Origin of the sequence: Clostridium gasigenes (assembly GCF_017348895.1) — a bacterium.
Classification (GTDB): Bacteria; Bacillota; Clostridia; order Clostridiales; family Clostridiaceae; genus Clostridium; species Clostridium gasigenes.
The window spans coordinates 1,936,181-1,955,898 of the sequence record NZ_CP071376.1 but is presented as its reverse complement, the minus strand read 5'-3'; the positions used below and the strand labels follow the sequence as shown (position 1 = coordinate 1,955,898).

Genomic DNA, 19,718 nt, shown 5'->3' with positions numbered 1-19,718 from the left:
AGTTCATTACTTAATTAATATTAAATAATACTTTTTGCCTTAAAAGGTGAAACCCAGCTCGTCCATACATTGTTCTTTTAATCATTTTCAATCTATTTACATTGCCTTCAAGAACACCATTATTATAGCTATAAATCACACAATTTTTAACGCTTTGATAATCTTTTCTTACTCCATTTACAAAGCTTTTAATCTGCTTAATATTAGAATTTTCATGAAAATTTAACCATTCATTAAGTAAACTTACGCTTTTATTTTTAAATATTTCGCTAAACCCTGAAACAGCTACTTTTATTTCACTTAAATGAGGATATTTTACTAATGATTCATCTAGTAACTCTTTTTCCTTTAAAGTAGTAATTTTCTTAGAATCCCAAAAGTATTTTAAGAACGTATATCTTGAAATTAACCTTTTAGCTTTTATATCCTTTATTTGTCCGTCATTATTTTTCTTTATGTAATTACAATACTTAGCAATTGATGAATATGAATAAGATAAACCCTTTTCTTTAAATTCAGTGGCTATTTGGGAGTAAGTTTTACCAAGTTTTAAAAGCTTAATTATCTCATTATGATATAAATCATATTTCTTTACATGTGTTATAGCGTATGTATTTTCAAGGTCATCTAAGTTAATATATTTTCTGACAGTATTCCTTGAGAGATAAACTTCTCTACAAATTTGTCTTATAGCCATTCCATTCTTATGAAGTTCCTTAACTTTATCTATAATATGTGCTTTATTTAATTTACTGTTTGATATAACTATTTCATCATTAAATTGAATTTTATTTGTATCAACTATATCAAATTTAACACCTTTACCTATGTATGTTTTTAAGAAATCAGAAGATGCCTCCATCAAATTATGAATTACATGAAACCTATCAGCTACATGTATAGCATCTGGTAATGCATTATTAATAGCACTAGCATATGTAGTGGATCTGTCCCGACTTACTAAACTTGCATTAGTATAATTCTTAAGATGATTAGAGACAGGCTCAAGCTCCCTGCTTTCAATTAAATCAATTGGTTTATTAGTTGCTAAATCACAAACTAGAGTTCCAAAAGTAACCCCTCTTTTAAATGAAAAATCATCTAATCCAATTGTAGTAGAAGTATAATTAGGTTCAATTTCATGATTATGAGCTATTCTAAGAAAAGTGCTACTACTTATAGGTATTAGCTCATTAAATAATCTAGTTAAACTATTAGCACTTTGAGATAGTGAAAATTTAACTAAGTAATTTGTTAATCTACCAGTTTTTCTATTATATTTTCCTGCAATATCATCAAATTGTTCTGAGAATGCTACTTGTACACATTTAGAATTTTTACAATAGAATCTCCTTGAAATGATAAAAAGAATTGTCTTTTTATCAATCATAGGCATATCCAAAACTTTTCTTATATATTTACTATGAGTATTATTAGAGTATGCCCCACATTTGGAGCAGAAGGCTCCTTTCTCTTTAGACTTAACAGTAATATTTATTGTTTCAGAGGTATGCTCTATTTCTTCTATAGTAAGTTTATTTTCAAAAAGTATTTCACTCATCATTTATGTCATCTCTCCTAAAGTCAGTTTAATTCAACTATAGGATTATAAACAATTATACTAAAACCAACAAATTTGATGAAGAACCAGTTTTAAGTATAAATCAACAGACACGCTGTTTTTATTGAATTAGACTAATAAAACTATAGATCTATATATAATATAACTATTATTTTCATTCATATTTTAATAAAGAAAGAACTCCAAATTGGTTTATCCCCCAAATGAAGTTCTTTTAATCTTTTATCTAATATATCTCCCACTAAATGACGATTGTATGCATATATTGTAATATTATATATACTTACACTCTATTTTTATACAAAATTATTTATCTGATTACTTAACTTAAAAATAGTAAGTATTTTTTCTTAACTTTTCTTAAATATTAATTCAACCCTTGTATATACATTCTTTTCACTCTCTACCTTTATATTAATCTTTAGCTGTTTGCATATTTTTTTTACATAGTATAGTCCCATCCCTGTTGATTTAATATTCTTTCTTCCATTCTCACCAGTAAAGCTTTTTTCAAAAATTCTTCCAATATCTTGACCTGAAATTCCTACACCATTATCTTCTATGTATAAATGATACACTGATTCCTCTTCTTTAGTATATATCCTTACTTCTCCATACTCTTTAACATATTTAGTACAATTATTTAAAATTTGAGATATTATATACTGAACCCATTTCATATCACTTATTACCATAAATTTCTCTGATTCATTATTGATAGATATATTTTTGCTAATAAAAAATATATAGTTTTCCTTTATTGCTTTTTTAATTACTTCATTTATATTTACTCTTTGTGCAAAGATATCATTATTAAAACTATTACTTCTAGTAACAGCTAAAATTTCATTTACTTTATATTTTATACACTCAATTCTATTCACTAATATATCGTTATCGTCAAATTCATCTACTATTAATTCACATACTGAAATATCTATTTTTATATCATGTACACTTTGAGTAACAAATTCATCGACTTCTTTCAACTTATTTTTATAAATATCCTGTACTATATAAAATTCTTTTCGCTCATCTTCAATTATCTCATAAATGCAATTATATAAAAAATCGTTTTTAATTGTATTTTTAGACAATACTCCATTCCCTTTAATTTCTGTACATATACTTTTTTCTTTAAAGTATTGAACTATAATAAAACTAATATCAACAAATAATATTAGTATATCCATATAAAAAATATCACCCATATAATCTATTTTGATACTACAATAAAAAAATAAATTTACTATCAATATTTTAAGTATATCAGATAATATTTTAAATTTTATTTTTATTACATATGTTAAGAAATTCACTTTATAATGTACCCTATTCCCTTCTTTGTTTCAATACAGTCTTCTATACCTTCATCCAATAATTTTTTTCTTAATCTATTAATATTCACAGTAAGCGTGTTTTCATTAACATAAATATCATCATTCCAAAGCCTTTTCATTATTTCATTTCTTTTAACTATAGATCCACTATTAGTTATTAATATTTTTAAAATTTCAAACTCATTTTTGGTTAATTCAATAATTTTATCACCTGTTAGTAAGGTTGCATCATCTAATCTTAGTACCAAATTATTGTGTTTTATTATCATATTTTCCTGACATTTATACTGGTACGTACGTCTTATAACTGCATTGATTTTTGCTATTAATACATTAGTATCGAAAGGCTTTACTACATAATCATCAGCACCATTACTTATAGCCATGATTATATCCATATTACTATCTCTAGAAGAAACAATAATAATAGGAATACAATTTTTTTTTCTAATTTTTTTACACCAATAAAAGCCATCAAATATAGGAATACTAATATCCATCAATATAACATGCGGCTTAACTATATCAACTTCTTCATCTATTTTTTCAAAGTTAGTGCAAGCAATAACGTTAAACTTCCATTTTTCTAATTTTTTTTTACTAATTCTACTAACTTTTCGTCATCCTCAATCATATATATTTTATATAAACTATCCATAACTCTCCCCCTAAAATTCCTTATATTGAAATAAAATGAAATTATATCTTTATATTAACATATTATTATTTAATTGTCACATATGATCATTTATTTTTTTGATTAACTTTCTACTTAATTCATTATTTTTATTTATATACTGTAAATTATATACTCTCGTACCATATATTTTAATATAAAAATCTCCCTTCATAAAACAGTATTATTAAAAATATCTGCTATAAAGGGAGCATATCAACACAATCTTAAATATAATAGTTTAATAATTAATACTACATTTTAAATTATTTTTACTATCTTTCTCAATTTCTCCATCTCTTATATTAATAATTCTTGTTCCATATTCACTTGATTCCATGGAATGTGTTACCTGTATAATTGTATTTCCTAAATCTTTATTTATGCATCTTAATAGATTCATTATATCCTCTCCTGATTTTGAATCAAGATTTCCTATTGGTTCATCCGCTAATATTAATTTAGGCTTTGATATTAATGCACGTGCTATAGCTACTCTTTGTTGTTGCCCACCTGAAAGCTCGGATGGTGTATGCCTTCTCTTATCCTCCAAGCCAATTATTTTTAATATATCCTTTAACTCTTTCTCATAATTTTTTGCTTTTTTTCCATCTAGCAATATTGGCAATAGAATATTATCTTCTACATTTAAATTCTGTACTAAATTATAAAATTGAAAAACAAATCCCATATCGCGTCTTCTTAGTGTTCCCATATGATTGGATTTAATATTCTTGTAGTTCTTTTCACCAAAATATATATCTCCCTTAGTTGGATTATCTAATCCACCTAATAAGTATAGTAATGTTGACTTTCCACACCCTGATGGACCCATGATAGAAACAAACTCGCCTTTTTCAACTGTTAAATTAATATTTTTTAATATATCAACACTATTTCTACCAATTTTAAATGATTTATATAAATTACTAGTCTTAATAATACTTTCTTTCATTATTTATAACTCCCTCTATTCATATTTTATTTCATCAATCATAGATAACTTATTTCCCTTAACTACTACAAAAGATGCAGCTATTAACATTACTATCATAACTATAGTAACCGTAGGTACTAATTTACTAACAGGATATTTTATTATCAAACTTGTTTCAAGATACTTCATAAAATCATTTAAAATTATATTTATTCCAACAATAGATATAAATCCAAATGCCAATGCCACAAAGCCTTGTAATAATGATTCTACCATCAATAACAAATTCTTTTCTCCTTTATTTAATCCAACAACACTAATTACTGCTATATCTTTTTTTCTTTGCATAAAGCATATTATTATATTACTTACGATTGCAAATGCTACTATAATTACAGTTGCAAATGAAAATACCTCTAATATATTTGTAATCTGCTCCATATCCTTTTTATTATTATCTTCAATAAATGACTTAGTAGATATTTTGGCCCCTGTTCCTTTTAAATCTTTTTCTAAAGCTTCTTTTAATTTTTCTTCATTTAAACTTGATTTTATATAATAATTATTAGGATATTTATAATCTGTTTCTTTTTTCACCATATCCATATTTACTAAATTAAAATTACCACCGTAAAACATTCTAGAATCTACTAAAGCAACAACTTCTACTTCAATATCTTTTTCATTTATATCTATCTTAATTTTATCACCTATTTTGTAATTATTACTATCAGCTATACTCTTAGATAGTATTATACCTTTTTCTACACTGTTTAATTTCTCAAGATCAACCTTTTCATTGTCATATCTTATATAGTCATTCCACCCTTGCCATTTTTTGGTATCTACTGCAAATAAATCTAACTTCACATCTTCACTATCATTAACTTTAGATCCATTAATACTTATTGCTTCATATATTTTCTGTACACTTGTCAGATTATTTATTTCTTCATTTACCTTACTAGGAACCTTTGACTCATCCTCTACGTATACATTGAAATCCATAGATTGATATGCACCTAATACTTCATCAACTAAAGAAATTCTTATTCCTGTTATCATTAACATAGCTATTATTGCTACTACTAATAACCTAACATTATTTAATAATAATTTAGATACTCTTACATTATTAGTAGCAACCATTAATAATCCACTTACTTTTCTTAGTTGGATTACTACAGGTTTCAATAAACCTTCTACCATTTTAGGGATTGCGATCATAACACCAATAATAAATAATAATAAAGATATTGACACTAGTGCATACTCCGTACTTTCTCCCATAAAATGGATAACCATAGAAATAATGATTAAACAAATTCCAACTATAAATGTAATTATAGAATTTTTTTCTTTTACACTTGCTGTATTTAAAATTACTTCTTTTACAGGCATATTTTTTATTTTTATAATAGGGAATATTGCTGAAATAACTGATATAATTACCGCAAATATTATACCTATACTAAAGTGTGAAATATCATAATTTACTATAGCTTTCATTCCATACTCTTTCATCGGATTTCCTATTTCAGCTAAAATATTTATGAAGAATCGACCTCCAATACACCCTAATATTCCTCCAATCATTCCATAAATCATACTTTCTTTCAAGAGCATAAATATCAATCTACCTTTTGTTGCCCCTTGACTTAAAAAAGTCCCTAATGTTGATAACCTTTCAATAATGATCATATTAAATGAACTGTTAATAAGAAAAATTGTAATAACTAATACAATAGCTAGTATAATATACATTGCATAACTAATCATATTTATTGTATATTCTTGATTTTCCTTATCTCCTAACTCTTTTACAACCATTTTATTTTCCTGATTATTCTTATTAAAGTTTTTTTCAAATCCTTCTAAATCATTACTTTTTTCTTCAATAAATACCTGAGTATATAAATCTTCTATCCCATATAACTTTGAAACTGTTTTACTATTTAAAATAAAGTTAATGCTATCTTCTGAATCCGATGAAAATAACCCTCTATTTATTGCAATTCCAACAACTGAATAAGTATGTTCTTTTCCTAATACTTTTACTTTTACATCTTCCCCTACTTCTAAATCAAATGTATCACTAGTTTTCTTTGAAATTACTATCTCATTATCATTTAAGCTATCAAGCTTTTTATCATCTATTAATCTCATAACTCCAAAGTTATTAAAATCACTTAAACTCATCCCAAATAAATTTACATTTTTTGAATCATTTTCACTTAGATATCCTCCGATGTTAATAATCTTGCAACTATCAGATAAATTAACATCCTTTATATCATCTACATCCACAAATGGTTTTTCTTGGCTCGACGATGATATTACATAATTATATTCTCCATATAAATTTTTATATACATCTCCAATACTACCTATCATTGATTTAGTTGCACCCAATGCACCAATTAATAATGATACACTTAATGTAATAGAAAATAATACTAATATTACTCTCCCCTTTTTATTAAATATTGTTTTGTATAAATATTTACTTAAAATATTCATCTTTCCCCCCCTATTAATAACTTAATTGCTTCACTAATAACTAATATTTTTTGTTTATAAATTAATTCTATCATTTCTCTCAAGCTTAAATCCATTGCTTTATGTTACAAAACAAATGTATATATTACATTTATGTAATATATACATTTGTAACTTAATTTATTGAATTACACTTAAAATACTATTTAATATTTCAGCATTATTAGATAAATTCATTAATCCCAACATATCTTCATGATTCCCAAAACCATCATAAATTTTGAATTCTTTTTTAGTTGAATTGTTCCAACCATATATTGATATTTCATCATTAAACTTATTGCTATCTTCTGATTTAACTAAATGTATATATGAATTTACTAATCCAGTATTAATAGTGTTGTTTAAATATTTAGAATATCCTTCTACATTATTCACTATTTCTTCTTTAATATTATTGTCCTGTAAATAATTTCTATATAATTCATTCTTTTCTGCTTCTACTAAAATGTTATTATATAGTTCCTCCTCATCTTTAGTATTTATACTATTATTTCTATTGATACGTTTATAACTATCTAACATTATAATATCTGATACATTTAAATTTCTTTTTTCTAATTCTTTAGCCACTTCGAAAGCTAAATTTCCTCCAGCCGAATATCCTAATAATACATATGATCCCTCTTTTTGTATTTCAATAATTTTTTCTACATATTCTTGAATTAAATTATCTTTATTTATAAAATTAAATGCATAAAATGAATATTGATTTATTAACTTTGATAAATTACTATATATTATATTAAATCCAGCTATAGGTGGAAATACAAAAATGTTTTTATTATATTTATTATTTAGTAATCCTACATATTCTTCCTTCTCCATTTTGCCTGTATATAGCAACATTTCTTTTATAGTCGGATAATTATATACTAACGTCAAATCAATTTTTATCTTTAAATCAACTTTGATTTTGGAAACAATACTTACTAATTTTAAAGAATTCCCTCCTATTTCGAAGAAATTATCGTTTATACCAACCTTTTCTATCCCTAATACTTCCTCCCATATTTCCGCTATTTTTCTTTCTATATCAGTTCTTGGTGGTTCATAATTTGTATTTATCATTTCACTAAAATCTATCTCTGGTAATAACCTTTTATCAATCTTTCCATTTGTAGTGATATGCATCTTTTCTACTTCTTTTATATAGGATGGAATCATATATCCTGGTAAACAGCTCTTTAAATAGTCTCTTATACTGCCCCTATCCACACTCTCTTTAACTGTATAGTACGCACATATAAATTGTTCATTTTGTTTATTTCTTTTAACTACTACCGCAACTTCTTTTACGCCTTTATATTTTTCAAAACAACTTTCTATTTCATCTAATTCAATTCTAAATCCTCTTAATTTTATTTGATTGTCAATTCTTCCATGATACTCCACAACACCATCTTCTCTCCATCTTCCTATATCTCCGGTCTTGTATAGTCTCTCATTTTTATTAAAAGGACTTTCTATAAACTTCTCCCTTGTTAATTCTTCCTTATTTAAATAGCCTCTAGCTACACCATCTCCTCCTACATATATCTCTCCATATATACCTTCAGGTAATAGCTCTCCATTTTTACCAACTATATATACTGTTGAATTTGATATTGGTTTTCCTATAGGTATATTATCTTCATAGTCCTTATCCGCCAAATATGTCGTTGAAAATGTTGTGTTTTCTGTAGGTCCATACCCATTTACAATATTTACATCATCGCAATTGTTTCTCACACTATTAAAATAACTTGGTGTTGCTCGTTCTCCACCTGTTATTAAATATCTTAATGATTTAAAAATCTTAGGATTTTCTTGGGCTAATTGATTGAATAATGCACTTGTTAACCATAATATTGTTATATTATTTGTTTCTATTTCCTTTTCCAATAACTCTGCAGAAAGTATGTTTTCAAACTTAGTTAGATATAAGCTTAACCCATTAAGTAAAGCTCCCCATATCTCAAATGTTGAAGCATCAAATCCTATTGCTCCAGTCTGAAGAATCCTATCCCCTTCCTGGAATTTAACATATTCAGTATTTTTTACTAATCTTATAATATTTTTATGCTCTACTAATATTCCTTTGGGTTGACCAGTACTTCCCGATGAATACATTATGTAAGCCAAACTATTACTAGTATTCATACTCTCTATATTGGTTGAACTAGTATCCGACTCAGAAACTTCTTTTATTTTTATCATATCTCCATCGAAATCGAACTTTTCATAATTCTCCTCAGCTATAAGCACAATCCTAGCTTTGCTGTCCTTTAACATATATTCAATTCTTTCTTTTGGATACTTACTATCTATCGCTAAGTAGGATCCTCCAGCTTTCAGTATTCCTATTATGCCCACTATCGTTTCTATAGATTTATTTGATAGTATTCCTATACTCTCCTCCAGTCTTATTCCTTTTTCTACCAATACTCTTGCTATTCTATTTGCTTTTTTATTTAACTCTTTATAAGTTAAACTTTCTTCTTGAAATTTTACTGCTATTTTATCTGGAGTATTTTCTGCTATTTCTTCAAATAATTGATTTATCGTCTTTTCACTTGGATACGCTACTCTAGTATTATTGAATACATTAATTATTTTATTGCACTCTTCTTCAGTAATTAAATTTATTTTTTTTATAATAATTTGGTTATTTCTAACTATACTACTTAATATATTTATATAATGATTGGCTAATCTTTTTATAGTTTTCTCTTTAAATAACTTTGTACAATACTCTATTCTAAATTCTATAGACTCTTCATATTCACATGCATTTAAAGTTAAATCAAATTTCGATATATTGCTCTCCCTACTTAACATCCTGAAGTTCGTTCTATCTAATTTTATTTCTTCATTGCTATCTTTATTTATCATATTAAACATAACATCAAATAAAGGATTTCTTCCTGTATTTCTATTTACATTCAGTTTATCTATCAATTCTTCTAATTGATAACTTTCATTTTCATATGCGTATAATAAATTTTCTTTTACTTCATTTAATAAATCAAGATAACTTACTTCAGGATTTATTTTGCTCCTTATAGTTAATGTGTTTACGAATATCCCCATCACATTTTCTAAATCTGCATGTTCTCTTCCCGCCACTGGTATTCCTACTACTATATCATCTTGTCCACCATATTTCGAAAGTAGTATATTGAAAATAGAGAATAATATCATATGAACTGTTGTTCCTGTATCTTTAGATAACTTAATTACATCATTTGATAATTTTCCATCTAATTTAAACTCTATTTTATCACCTTCAAAACTTTGAATTACTGGTCTTTTATAATCATATGGTAAATTTAATACTGGTATCTCATCCTTGAAAATATTTAACCAATACTCTTCTGACTTATTTCCCTCTTCTTTTCTTAATAAAGTATTTTGCCATTTTGCAAAGTCTTTATATTGAATTCTTAAATCTTCTAAATTATTACCATTGTATATTTCCCTAAATTCCTCCATCAAAACACTCATTGATACTCCATCACTTATAATATGATGCATATCTATCAATAAATAATTTTTATAATCTTTTTCTAAATATTTCACCCTAAATAATGGTGCTTTATTTAAATTAAAAGGTCTTATAAATGAATTAATTGTTGATTCTAAATCTTCGTCACTCTCTATTTTTTCTAGAACAATATTATAATTATTACCTATTTTTTGAACTACCTCATTATCTACTTCCTCAAAATATGTTTTCAACGCATCATGTCTCTTTACTAATTGATTAAAAGTATTGGTTATTTTACTAATATTAAGTTCACCCTCTACTTCTAACACCATAGGCATATTATATACAGTTCCTTTTTCTATTTGTTGTAGCATATACATTCTCTTTTGTGCTGATGATGTTTCATAATATTCTGCTTCTTTACACTTATCTATTTCTTTATATAAGCTACTTTGACATTCATTTAAAATTTTACTTAAACTCTTTATCGTTGATTTTTTAAATAGCTCCTTTAATGGTATTTCAATATTAAGTTCTTTTTGTATTTTACTCAATAATACAGTTGCTTTTAAGGAGTTTCCTCCCAACTCAAAGAAGTTATCATTTATTCCTATTCTTTCTGACCCAAGTACATCTTTCCATATACTTACTAATATTTCTTCCTTTTTATTTCTTGGTTCTTCAAATTCATTATTTATTAATGCCTCTAAATCTACTTCTGGTAACTTTCTTTTATCGATTTTCCCATTATTAGTTAATGGCATTTTATTTAAATAAATATAATATGTGGGAATCATATATTCTGGTAGAGCCTCTCTTAAATGATCTTTCAACGAATCTTTATTTATCTCTTTTTCACTTACATAATAAGCACATAAATATTTTTCGTCTTTTTCATTAGTCTTTGCTACTACTACAACTTCTTTTATATCTTCATAATTTAATAGTCTGTTTTCAATCTCTCCAAGTTCTATTCTAAATCCTCGTATCTTAACTTGATCATCTATTCTTCCTAAGAATTCTATATTCCCATCTGGAAGCCATCTTGCTAAATCTCCTGTCTTATATATCCTCTCACCTTTAACAAATGGATTTTCTATAAATTTTTCTAATGTTAAGTCTGGGCGATTTAGATATCCCCTTGCTAATCCATCTCCTCCTATAAATAATTCACCTGCTATTCCTATACCTTTTAATTCTAAATCTTTTCCTAATATATATACTTTTGTATTTCCTATCGGTTTTCCTATGATAACTCTATTATTTATTTCACATTTTGTTGTTATTGCATCTACTGTTGTTTCTGTTGGCCCATAACAATTGTATAAGTTATACCCAATATTCAGTATCTCATTCTTTGTTTTTACTGATAATGCTTCTCCACCAGATATTAATACTTTTACGCTTTCTAACCTTTCTCCCTCAGACATAAATTCTTGTATTGTTACCGGGACTAATTGTACTATATTTATATTATTTCTCTTTATTAGACTTCGTATTTTTTCTCTATTTAAAGATTCCTCTTTACTTGTAATATAAATTGTTCCTGCATTTAACAGTGTTCCAAATATTTCTTCTATCGATACATCAAATGCTATACTTGTGTTATGCAATACATTTTTATTACTCTCTACGTCATACCTTTTACCAAACCAATTACACACATTAATCACATTTTTATGCGTAACTAACACACCTTTTGGTTTTCCAGTACTCCCTGAAGTGTATATAATATACCCTATACTATCATTTGTTATTTCTATATTTACATTTTCATGATTTACACTTGTTTTATATTCCTCTATTAACAACTTGTCTTGCTTTAATTCAAAATCTGATTCAAATTTTTTGCTTGTTATTAGTACTTTCGCATAACTATCCTCTAACATGTATTTAACTCTTTCCTCTGGATATTCTACATCTATCGGTAAATATGCTGCCCCTGTTTTTAATACTCCTATTATCGCTACAATAGCTTCAATAGATCTTTCTAATCTTATTGCTACTATTTCATCTTTTTTTATTCCTATTTCTATTAATGTACTAGCTATTTTATTAGCTCTTACATTAAGCTCGCCATATGTTATTTTTTCTTCTCCATATACTATTGCGATGTTATTACTATTTGTATTAACTTGATTTTCAAACGCCTCCACTATAGTAATATTTTTATTATAATCTTCTTTTGTTTCGTTAAAACAATTTATTACCTTGTTCTTTTCATCTTGAGATAGCATATCTATTTCAGATATTTTCACTTCTGTGTTACTACATATACTATCTAAAATATTTATATATCTTTCTATAAATAATTCAATTGTTTCTTCTTTAAACAATTTAGTACAATATTCAAAGTTTAATTTTATAGTATCACCACAATCTACTACACCTAAAGAAATATCAAACTTTGATATTTTACCTTCAGACTGAATTAGCTTAAATGAAAGATCACTGATATTTATATCATCACTACTTTCTTTATAATCAAAAACTACATCAAATAATGGATTTCTTCCAATATCTCTAACAATATTTAATTTTTCTATTAACATATCCAATTGATAACTTTGATTATCAAATGCATTTATAGTATTCACCCTAACTTCTTCTAAAAATTCAATAAATGTTTTATTATTAGATGGCTTATTTCTTAACGCTAAAGTATTTACAAACATACCAATAATATTTTGAACTTCTACATTTCTTCTTCCAGCTATAGGCATTCCTATTATAATATCATTTTGACTGCTATGTTTACTTAATAATATATTAAATGCAGCTAAAAACACCATATTCATTGTAGTCTTTGTTTTTCTACTTAAACCTCTTAACCTTTTAATAAGTTTTTTATCTATGATAAAATGCTTGTTATTGCCATTAAAACTTTGAATTAGAGGTCTTTCATAATCATATGCTAAATCTAAAACTGGTATATCTCCTTTAAAAATATTTAACCAATACATCTCTTCTTTCTTTATCTTATTAGAATCCAATAAATTATTTTGCCAAATTGCATAATCTTTATATTGTATCTCTATTTCTTCTAACTTCTCTCCCTTATATAACTTAATAAATTCTGTTATTAATATTTTTATAGATATTCCATCTGCAATTATATGATGTATATCTATAAGTAAATATTCCTCATTATTTACTTTTATTATTTCAACTCTCAATAAAGGAGCTTTATTTAAATCAAAATGCTTAATAAGAGATTTCAAATCTAAACTGTTAGCTTCTAAAGTTCTTATATTAAATTTAAAATTGGAGTTAATCTTCTGTACAAATTCTCCATCTCTATTCTCAAAATAAGTTCTTAATGACTCATGTCTTTTTATAAGCTTTTCAAAAATCTGTTCGTATTTTTCTTTATTAACTCCACCTTCTACTTTAAATATAAAAGGCATATTATATGCTATACTTTCTTTTTCAAATTCTTGAATACTATATATTCTCTTTTGAGCAGATGACATTTTATAATATTCTTGCTCTTCTACTTTTTCTATCATTGAATATACTGTATCTATACTTTCATCTATATATTTTGAAAGTAATTTAATTATTGGATTTTCAAATATAGATTTAACTGATATATCCTTCTTTAGTTCTTTACCTATCTTAGTAGTTACTAAAATTGCTTTTAAAGAATTCCCTCCTATTTCGAAGAAATTATCGTTTATACCAACCTTTTCTATCCCTAATACTTCCTCCCATATTTCCGCTATTTTTTTTTCTATATCAGTTCTTGGTGGTTCATAATTTGTATTTATCATTTCACTAAAATCTATCTCTGGTAATAACCTTTTATCAATCTTTCCATTTGTAGTGATATGCATCTTTTCTACTTCTTTTATATAGGATGGAATCATATATCCTGGTAAACAGCTCTTTAAATAGTCTCTTATACTGCCCCTATCCACACTCTCTTTAACTGTATAGTACGCACATATAAATTGTTCATTTTGTTTATTTCTTTTAACTACTACCGCAACTTCTTTTACGCCTTTATATTTTTCAAAACAACTTTCTATTTCATCTAATTCAATTCTAAATCCTCTTAATTTTATTTGATTGTCAATTCTTCCATGATACTCCACAACACCATCTTCTCTCCATCTTCCTATATCTCCGGTCTTGTATAGTCTCTCATTTTTATTAAAAGGACTTTCTATAAACTTCTCCCTTGTTAATTCTTCCTTATTTAAATAGCCTCTAGCTACACCATCTCCTCCTACATATATCTCTCCATATATACCTTCAGGTAATAGCTCTCCATTTTTACCAACTATATATACTGTTGAATTTGATATTGGTTTTCCTATAGGTATATTATCTTCATAGTCCTTATCCGCCAAATATGTCGTTGAAAATGTTGTGTTTTCTGTAGGTCCATACCCATTTACAATATTTACATCATCGCAATTGTTTCTCACACTATTAAAATAACTTGGTGTTGCTCGTTCTCCACCTGTTATTAAATATCTTAATGATTTAAAAATCTTAGGATTTTCTTGGGCTAATTGATTGAATAATGCACTTGTTAACCATAATATTGTTATATTATTTGTTTCTATTTCCTTTTCCAATAACTCTGCAGAAAGTATGTTTTCAAACTTAGTTAGATATAAGCTTAACCCATTAAGTAAAGCTCCCCATATCTCAAATGTTGAAGCATCAAATCCTATTGCTCCAGTCTGAAGAATCCTATCCCCTTCCTGGAATTTAACATATTCAGTATTTTTTACTAATCTTATAATATTTTTATGCTCTACTAATATTCCTTTGGGTTGACCAGTACTTCCCGATGAATACATTATGTAAGCCAAACTATTACTAGTATTCATACTCTCTATATTGGTTGAACTAGTATCCGACTCAGAAACTTCTTTTATTTTTATCATATCTCCATCGAAATCGAACTTTTCATAATTCTCCTCAGCTATAAGCACAATCCTAGCTTTGCTGTCCTTTAACATATATTCAATTCTTTCTTTTGGATACTTACTATCTATCGCTAAGTAGGATCCTCCAGCTTTCAGTATTCCTATTATGCCCACTATCGTTTCTATAGATTTATTTGATAGTATTCCTATACTCTCCTCCAGTCTTATTCCTTTTTCTACCAATACTCTTGCTATTCTATTTGCTTTTTTATTTAACTCTTTATAAGTTAAACTTTCTTCTTGAAATTTTACTGCTATTTTATCTGGAGTATTTTCTGCTATTTCTTCAAATAATTGATTTATCGTCTTTTCACTTGGATACGCTACTCTAGTATTATTGAATACATTAATTATTTTATTGCACTCTTCTTCAGTAATTAAATTTATTTTTTTTATAATAATTTGGTTATTTCTAACTATACTACTTAATATATTTATATAATGATTGGCTAATCTTTTTATAGTTTTCTCTTTAAATAACTTTGTACAATACTCTATTCTAAATTCTATAGACTCTTCATATTCACATGCATTTAAAGTTAAATCAAATTTCGATATATTGCTCTCCCTACTTAACATCCTGAAGTTCGTTCTATCTAATTTTATTTCTTCATTGCTATCTTTATTTATCATATTAAACATAACATCAAATAAAGGATTTCTTCCTGTATTTCTATTTACATTCAGTTTATCTATCAATTCTTCTAATTGATAACTTTCATTTTCATATGCGTATAATAAATTTTCTTTTACTTCATTTAATAAATCAAGATAACTTACTTCAGGATTTATTTTGCTCCTTATAGTTAATGTGTTTACGAATATCCCCATCACATTTTCTAAATCTGCATGTTCTCTTCCCGCCACTGGTATTCCTACTACTATATCATCTTGTCCACCATATTTCGAAAGTAGTATATTGAAAATAGAGAATAATATCATATGAACTGTTGTTCCTGTATCTTTAGATAACTTAATTACATCATTTGATAATTTTCCATCTAATTTAAACTCTATTTTATCACCTTCAAAACTTTGAATTACTGGTCTTTTATAATCATATGGTAAATTTAATACTGGTATCTCATCCTTGAAAATATTTAACCAATACTCTTCTGACTTATTTCCCTCTTCTTTTCTTAATAAAGTATTTTGCCATTTTGCAAAGTCTTTATATTGAATTCTTAAATCTTCTAAATTATTACCATTGTATATTTCCCTAAATTCCTCCATCAAAACACTCATTGATACTCCATCACTTATAATATGATGCATATCTATCAATAAATAATTTTTATAATCTTTTTCTAAATATTTCACCCTAAATAATGGTGCTTTATTTAAATTAAAAGGTCTTATAAATGAATTAATTGTTGATTCTAAATCTTCGTCACTCTCTATTTTTTCTAGAACAATATTATAATTATTACCTATTTTTTGAACTACCTCATTATCTACTTCCTCAAAATATGTTTTCAACGCATCATGTCTCTTTACTAATTGATTAAAAGTATTGGTTATTTTACTAATATTAAGTTCACCCTCTACTTCTAACACCATAGGCATATTATATACAGTTCCTTTTTCTATTTGTTGTAGCATATACATTCTCTTTTGTGCTGATGATGTTTCATAATATTCTGCTTCTTTACACTTATCTATTTCTTTATATAAGCTACTTTGACATTCATTTAAAATTTTACTTAAACTCTTTATCGTTGATTTTTTAAATAGCTCCTTTAATGGTATTTCAATATTAAGTTCTTTTTGTATTTTACTCAATAATACAGTTGCTTTTAAGGAGTTTCCTCCCAACTCAAAGAAGTTATCATTTATTCCTATTCTTTCTGACCCAAGTACATCTTTCCATATACTTACTAATATTTCTTCCTTTTTATTTCTTGGTTCTTCAAATTCATTATTTATTAATGCCTCTAAATCTACTTCTGGTAACTTTCTTTTATCGATTTTCCCATTATTAGTTAATGGCATTTTATTTAAATAAATATAATATGTGGGAATCATATATTCTGGTAGAGCCTCTCTTAAATGATCTTTCAACGAATCTTTATTTATCTCTTTTTCACTTACATAATAAGCACATAAATATTTTTCGTCTTTTTCATTAGTCTTTGCTACTACTACAACTTCTTTTATATCTTCATAATTTAATAGTCTGTTTTCAATTTCTCCAAGTTCTATACGTATTCCTCTTATTTTAACTTGATCATCTATTCTCCCTAAGAATTCTATATTCCCATCTGGAAGCCATCTTGCTAAATCTCCTGTCTTATATATCCTCTCACCTTTAACAAATGGATTTTCTATAAATTTTTCTGATGTTAATTCTGGTCGATTTAGGTACCCCCTCGCTAACCTAGAACCTCCTATGCAAATTTCACCTTTAATACCAATAGGGACAATCTTATTATTTTTATCTAATATATATACCTTACTATTAGATATAGGTCTCCCAATGATATTTTTATCAGCATTAACTACATCTCTCATTATAGTAGTATCTACTGTATTTTCTGATGGTCCATACCTATTAACTATTTCAATATCTTTATTTAATTTTTTAGTTTTTCTAATAACACTATTTGGCATCTTTTCTCCAACCAATGTTACAATCTTTAAACTTTCTGCTATTTGATTATTTTCGTTAATATAATCAAGAATACTTGAATATATAGAAGGTACACTAATATATTCTGTAACCTGGTATTTATATATATAGTTACTTATATATATAGGATTAGTCATTTCATTATTATCAACAATTATTACTTTTCCACCTGAAATTAATATTCCGCCTAAGGATACTATAAAACCATCGAATGCATAATTAATTATAGGTAATACAACACTTTTTTCATTATATTTATATTCTCTTTGCAGCCACTTTAATGTATGGCTTAAACTATTATGTTCAACCATTACTCCTTTTGGTTTTCCAGTAGTTCCAGAAGTATAAATAACATATGCTAAATCATTTTGTAGATTTATTTCTCCTAAATTACTAGTATCCCCCTTATACATAGTCTCATCCTCGGCATTAATTACATTATTATGAACATTAGCTATGTCTATATAATCATTAGATGTAATTATCATGTCTAAATTCGCATCTTTTATCATATACTCTATACGTTCTTTTGGATTATTTGGATCAATTGGCAAGTACCCTGCCCCACATTTTAAAGTTGCTAAAATTGAAATTATCATTTCTTCTGATCTATTAAATAATAATCCAATTAATTTATTAGTCTTACTCCCATTTCTTCTTAACACCCTTGCAAGAATATTTGATTTTTCATTTAATTCTTTATAAGTTAAATTCTTGTTTTTAAAAATAACTGCTATATTATTAGGAGTTTTTTGAGCTTGCTTTTGAAACATTTCTATAAATGTTTCAAAAGTATCAAAAGTTATATCTTTATTCTTATTAAATTCGATTATAATTTCATCAATTTGCTCTCTATCTATAATTTCTAAATCCATTATTTTTTTATCAAAATTAGATACTATCTCTCCTAATGAATTAATGAAAACTTTACCAAATCTACTAATGTAGTCTTCGCTAAAAATATTACTATTATAAATAATATTAATGTTTAGATTTTCATCTATACATATTGAAATTTCATTCTTACTAGAATTACAAATATACTCTATATCTTCAATATTATTTATTGATTTAAAACATATAGCTATAGATGTTAAATCAATAATGCTCTTACAATATTTTTTCTTTACTAACTCTAACGAAATATTTTTCTCTTGGTTCTCATATAAACTTGATAGCTTTTCTTGTGTTTTCACTAATAATTCTTTCACAAGACTCTCTTTATTTATCTCATTTACAAACAAAAGCACCTTATCAATAATAGTTTTACTAATTTTATTAGATATTGAATACGGCGGTACCCCAATAAGATTACTATTATCTCCAGTATACTTATATAATACAATATTTAAATTAGTCAAAAATATCATATACAAAAGTAAATCTTGTTCATTACTAATTAGCCTTAGTTTCTCAACCAAATTATCATTTAATTGAAAATTCATTTCACCTTTAGAATATACATTACTTTTATAATCATATGTTAATTCAGGCTTAACTAATTGACTTAATTTTATATTGTCATAATAACAATTCCCTATATTTATATTGTTACAATCTTCTAATTCATTATTCATTATTTT

General features: G+C 26.1%; 6 protein-coding genes. All 6 read right to left on the bottom strand.

The window, feature by feature from the left end:
* Positions 1-10 precede the first annotated feature (10 nt).
* Complete coding sequence (locus tag J1C67_RS09200) at positions 11-1,564, bottom strand: ISL3 family transposase (RefSeq protein WP_167867671.1); 1,554 nt, start codon at positions 1,562-1,564, stop codon at positions 11-13.
* Positions 1,565-1,932: 368 nt separating this feature from the next.
* Positions 1,933-2,775: an ATP-binding protein gene (locus J1C67_RS09195; RefSeq protein ID WP_167867672.1), complete on the bottom strand. Its 843-nt coding sequence runs from the start codon at positions 2,773-2,775 to the stop codon at positions 1,933-1,935.
* A gap of 122 nt (positions 2,776-2,897) precedes the next feature.
* Complete coding sequence (locus J1C67_RS09190; RefSeq protein WP_244980277.1) at positions 2,898-3,488, bottom strand: response regulator transcription factor; 591 nt, start codon at positions 3,486-3,488, stop codon at positions 2,898-2,900.
* A 351-nt stretch (positions 3,489-3,839) separates the two neighbouring features.
* Entirely contained in the window at positions 3,840-4,553 is a 714-nt protein-coding gene (locus tag J1C67_RS09185; protein ID WP_167867673.1) for an ABC transporter ATP-binding protein, read from the bottom strand.
* A 15-nt stretch (positions 4,554-4,568) separates the two neighbouring features.
* Positions 4,569-7,055: an ABC transporter permease gene (locus J1C67_RS09180; RefSeq protein ID WP_167867674.1), complete on the bottom strand. Its 2,487-nt coding sequence runs from the start codon at positions 7,053-7,055 to the stop codon at positions 4,569-4,571.
* 159 nt (positions 7,056-7,214) lie between these two features.
* Positions 7,215-19,712 (bottom strand): non-ribosomal peptide synthetase, encoded by a 12,498-nt coding sequence (locus J1C67_RS09175; protein ID WP_207253584.1) that lies wholly within the window; start codon positions 19,710-19,712, stop codon positions 7,215-7,217.
* Between the last annotated feature and the right edge of the window lie 6 nt (positions 19,713-19,718).

Excerpts from the sequence above, each read along its gene's own strand:
- J1C67_RS09180 (WP_167867674.1), bottom strand. The coding sequence starts at position 7,055 with ATGAATATTTTAAGTAAATATTTATACAAAACAATATTTAATAAAAAG.
- J1C67_RS09195 (WP_167867672.1), bottom strand. The coding sequence starts at position 2,775 with ATGGATATACTAATATTATTTGTTGATATTAGTTTTATTATAGTTCAA.
- J1C67_RS09200 (WP_167867671.1), bottom strand. The coding sequence starts at position 1,564 with ATGATGAGTGAAATACTTTTTGAAAATAAACTTACTATAGAAGAAATA.
- J1C67_RS09175 (WP_207253584.1), bottom strand. The coding sequence starts at position 19,712 with ATGAATAATGAATTAGAAGATTGTAACAATATAAATATAGGGAATTGT.
- J1C67_RS09185 (WP_167867673.1), bottom strand. The coding sequence starts at position 4,553 with ATGAAAGAAAGTATTATTAAGACTAGTAATTTATATAAATCATTTAAA.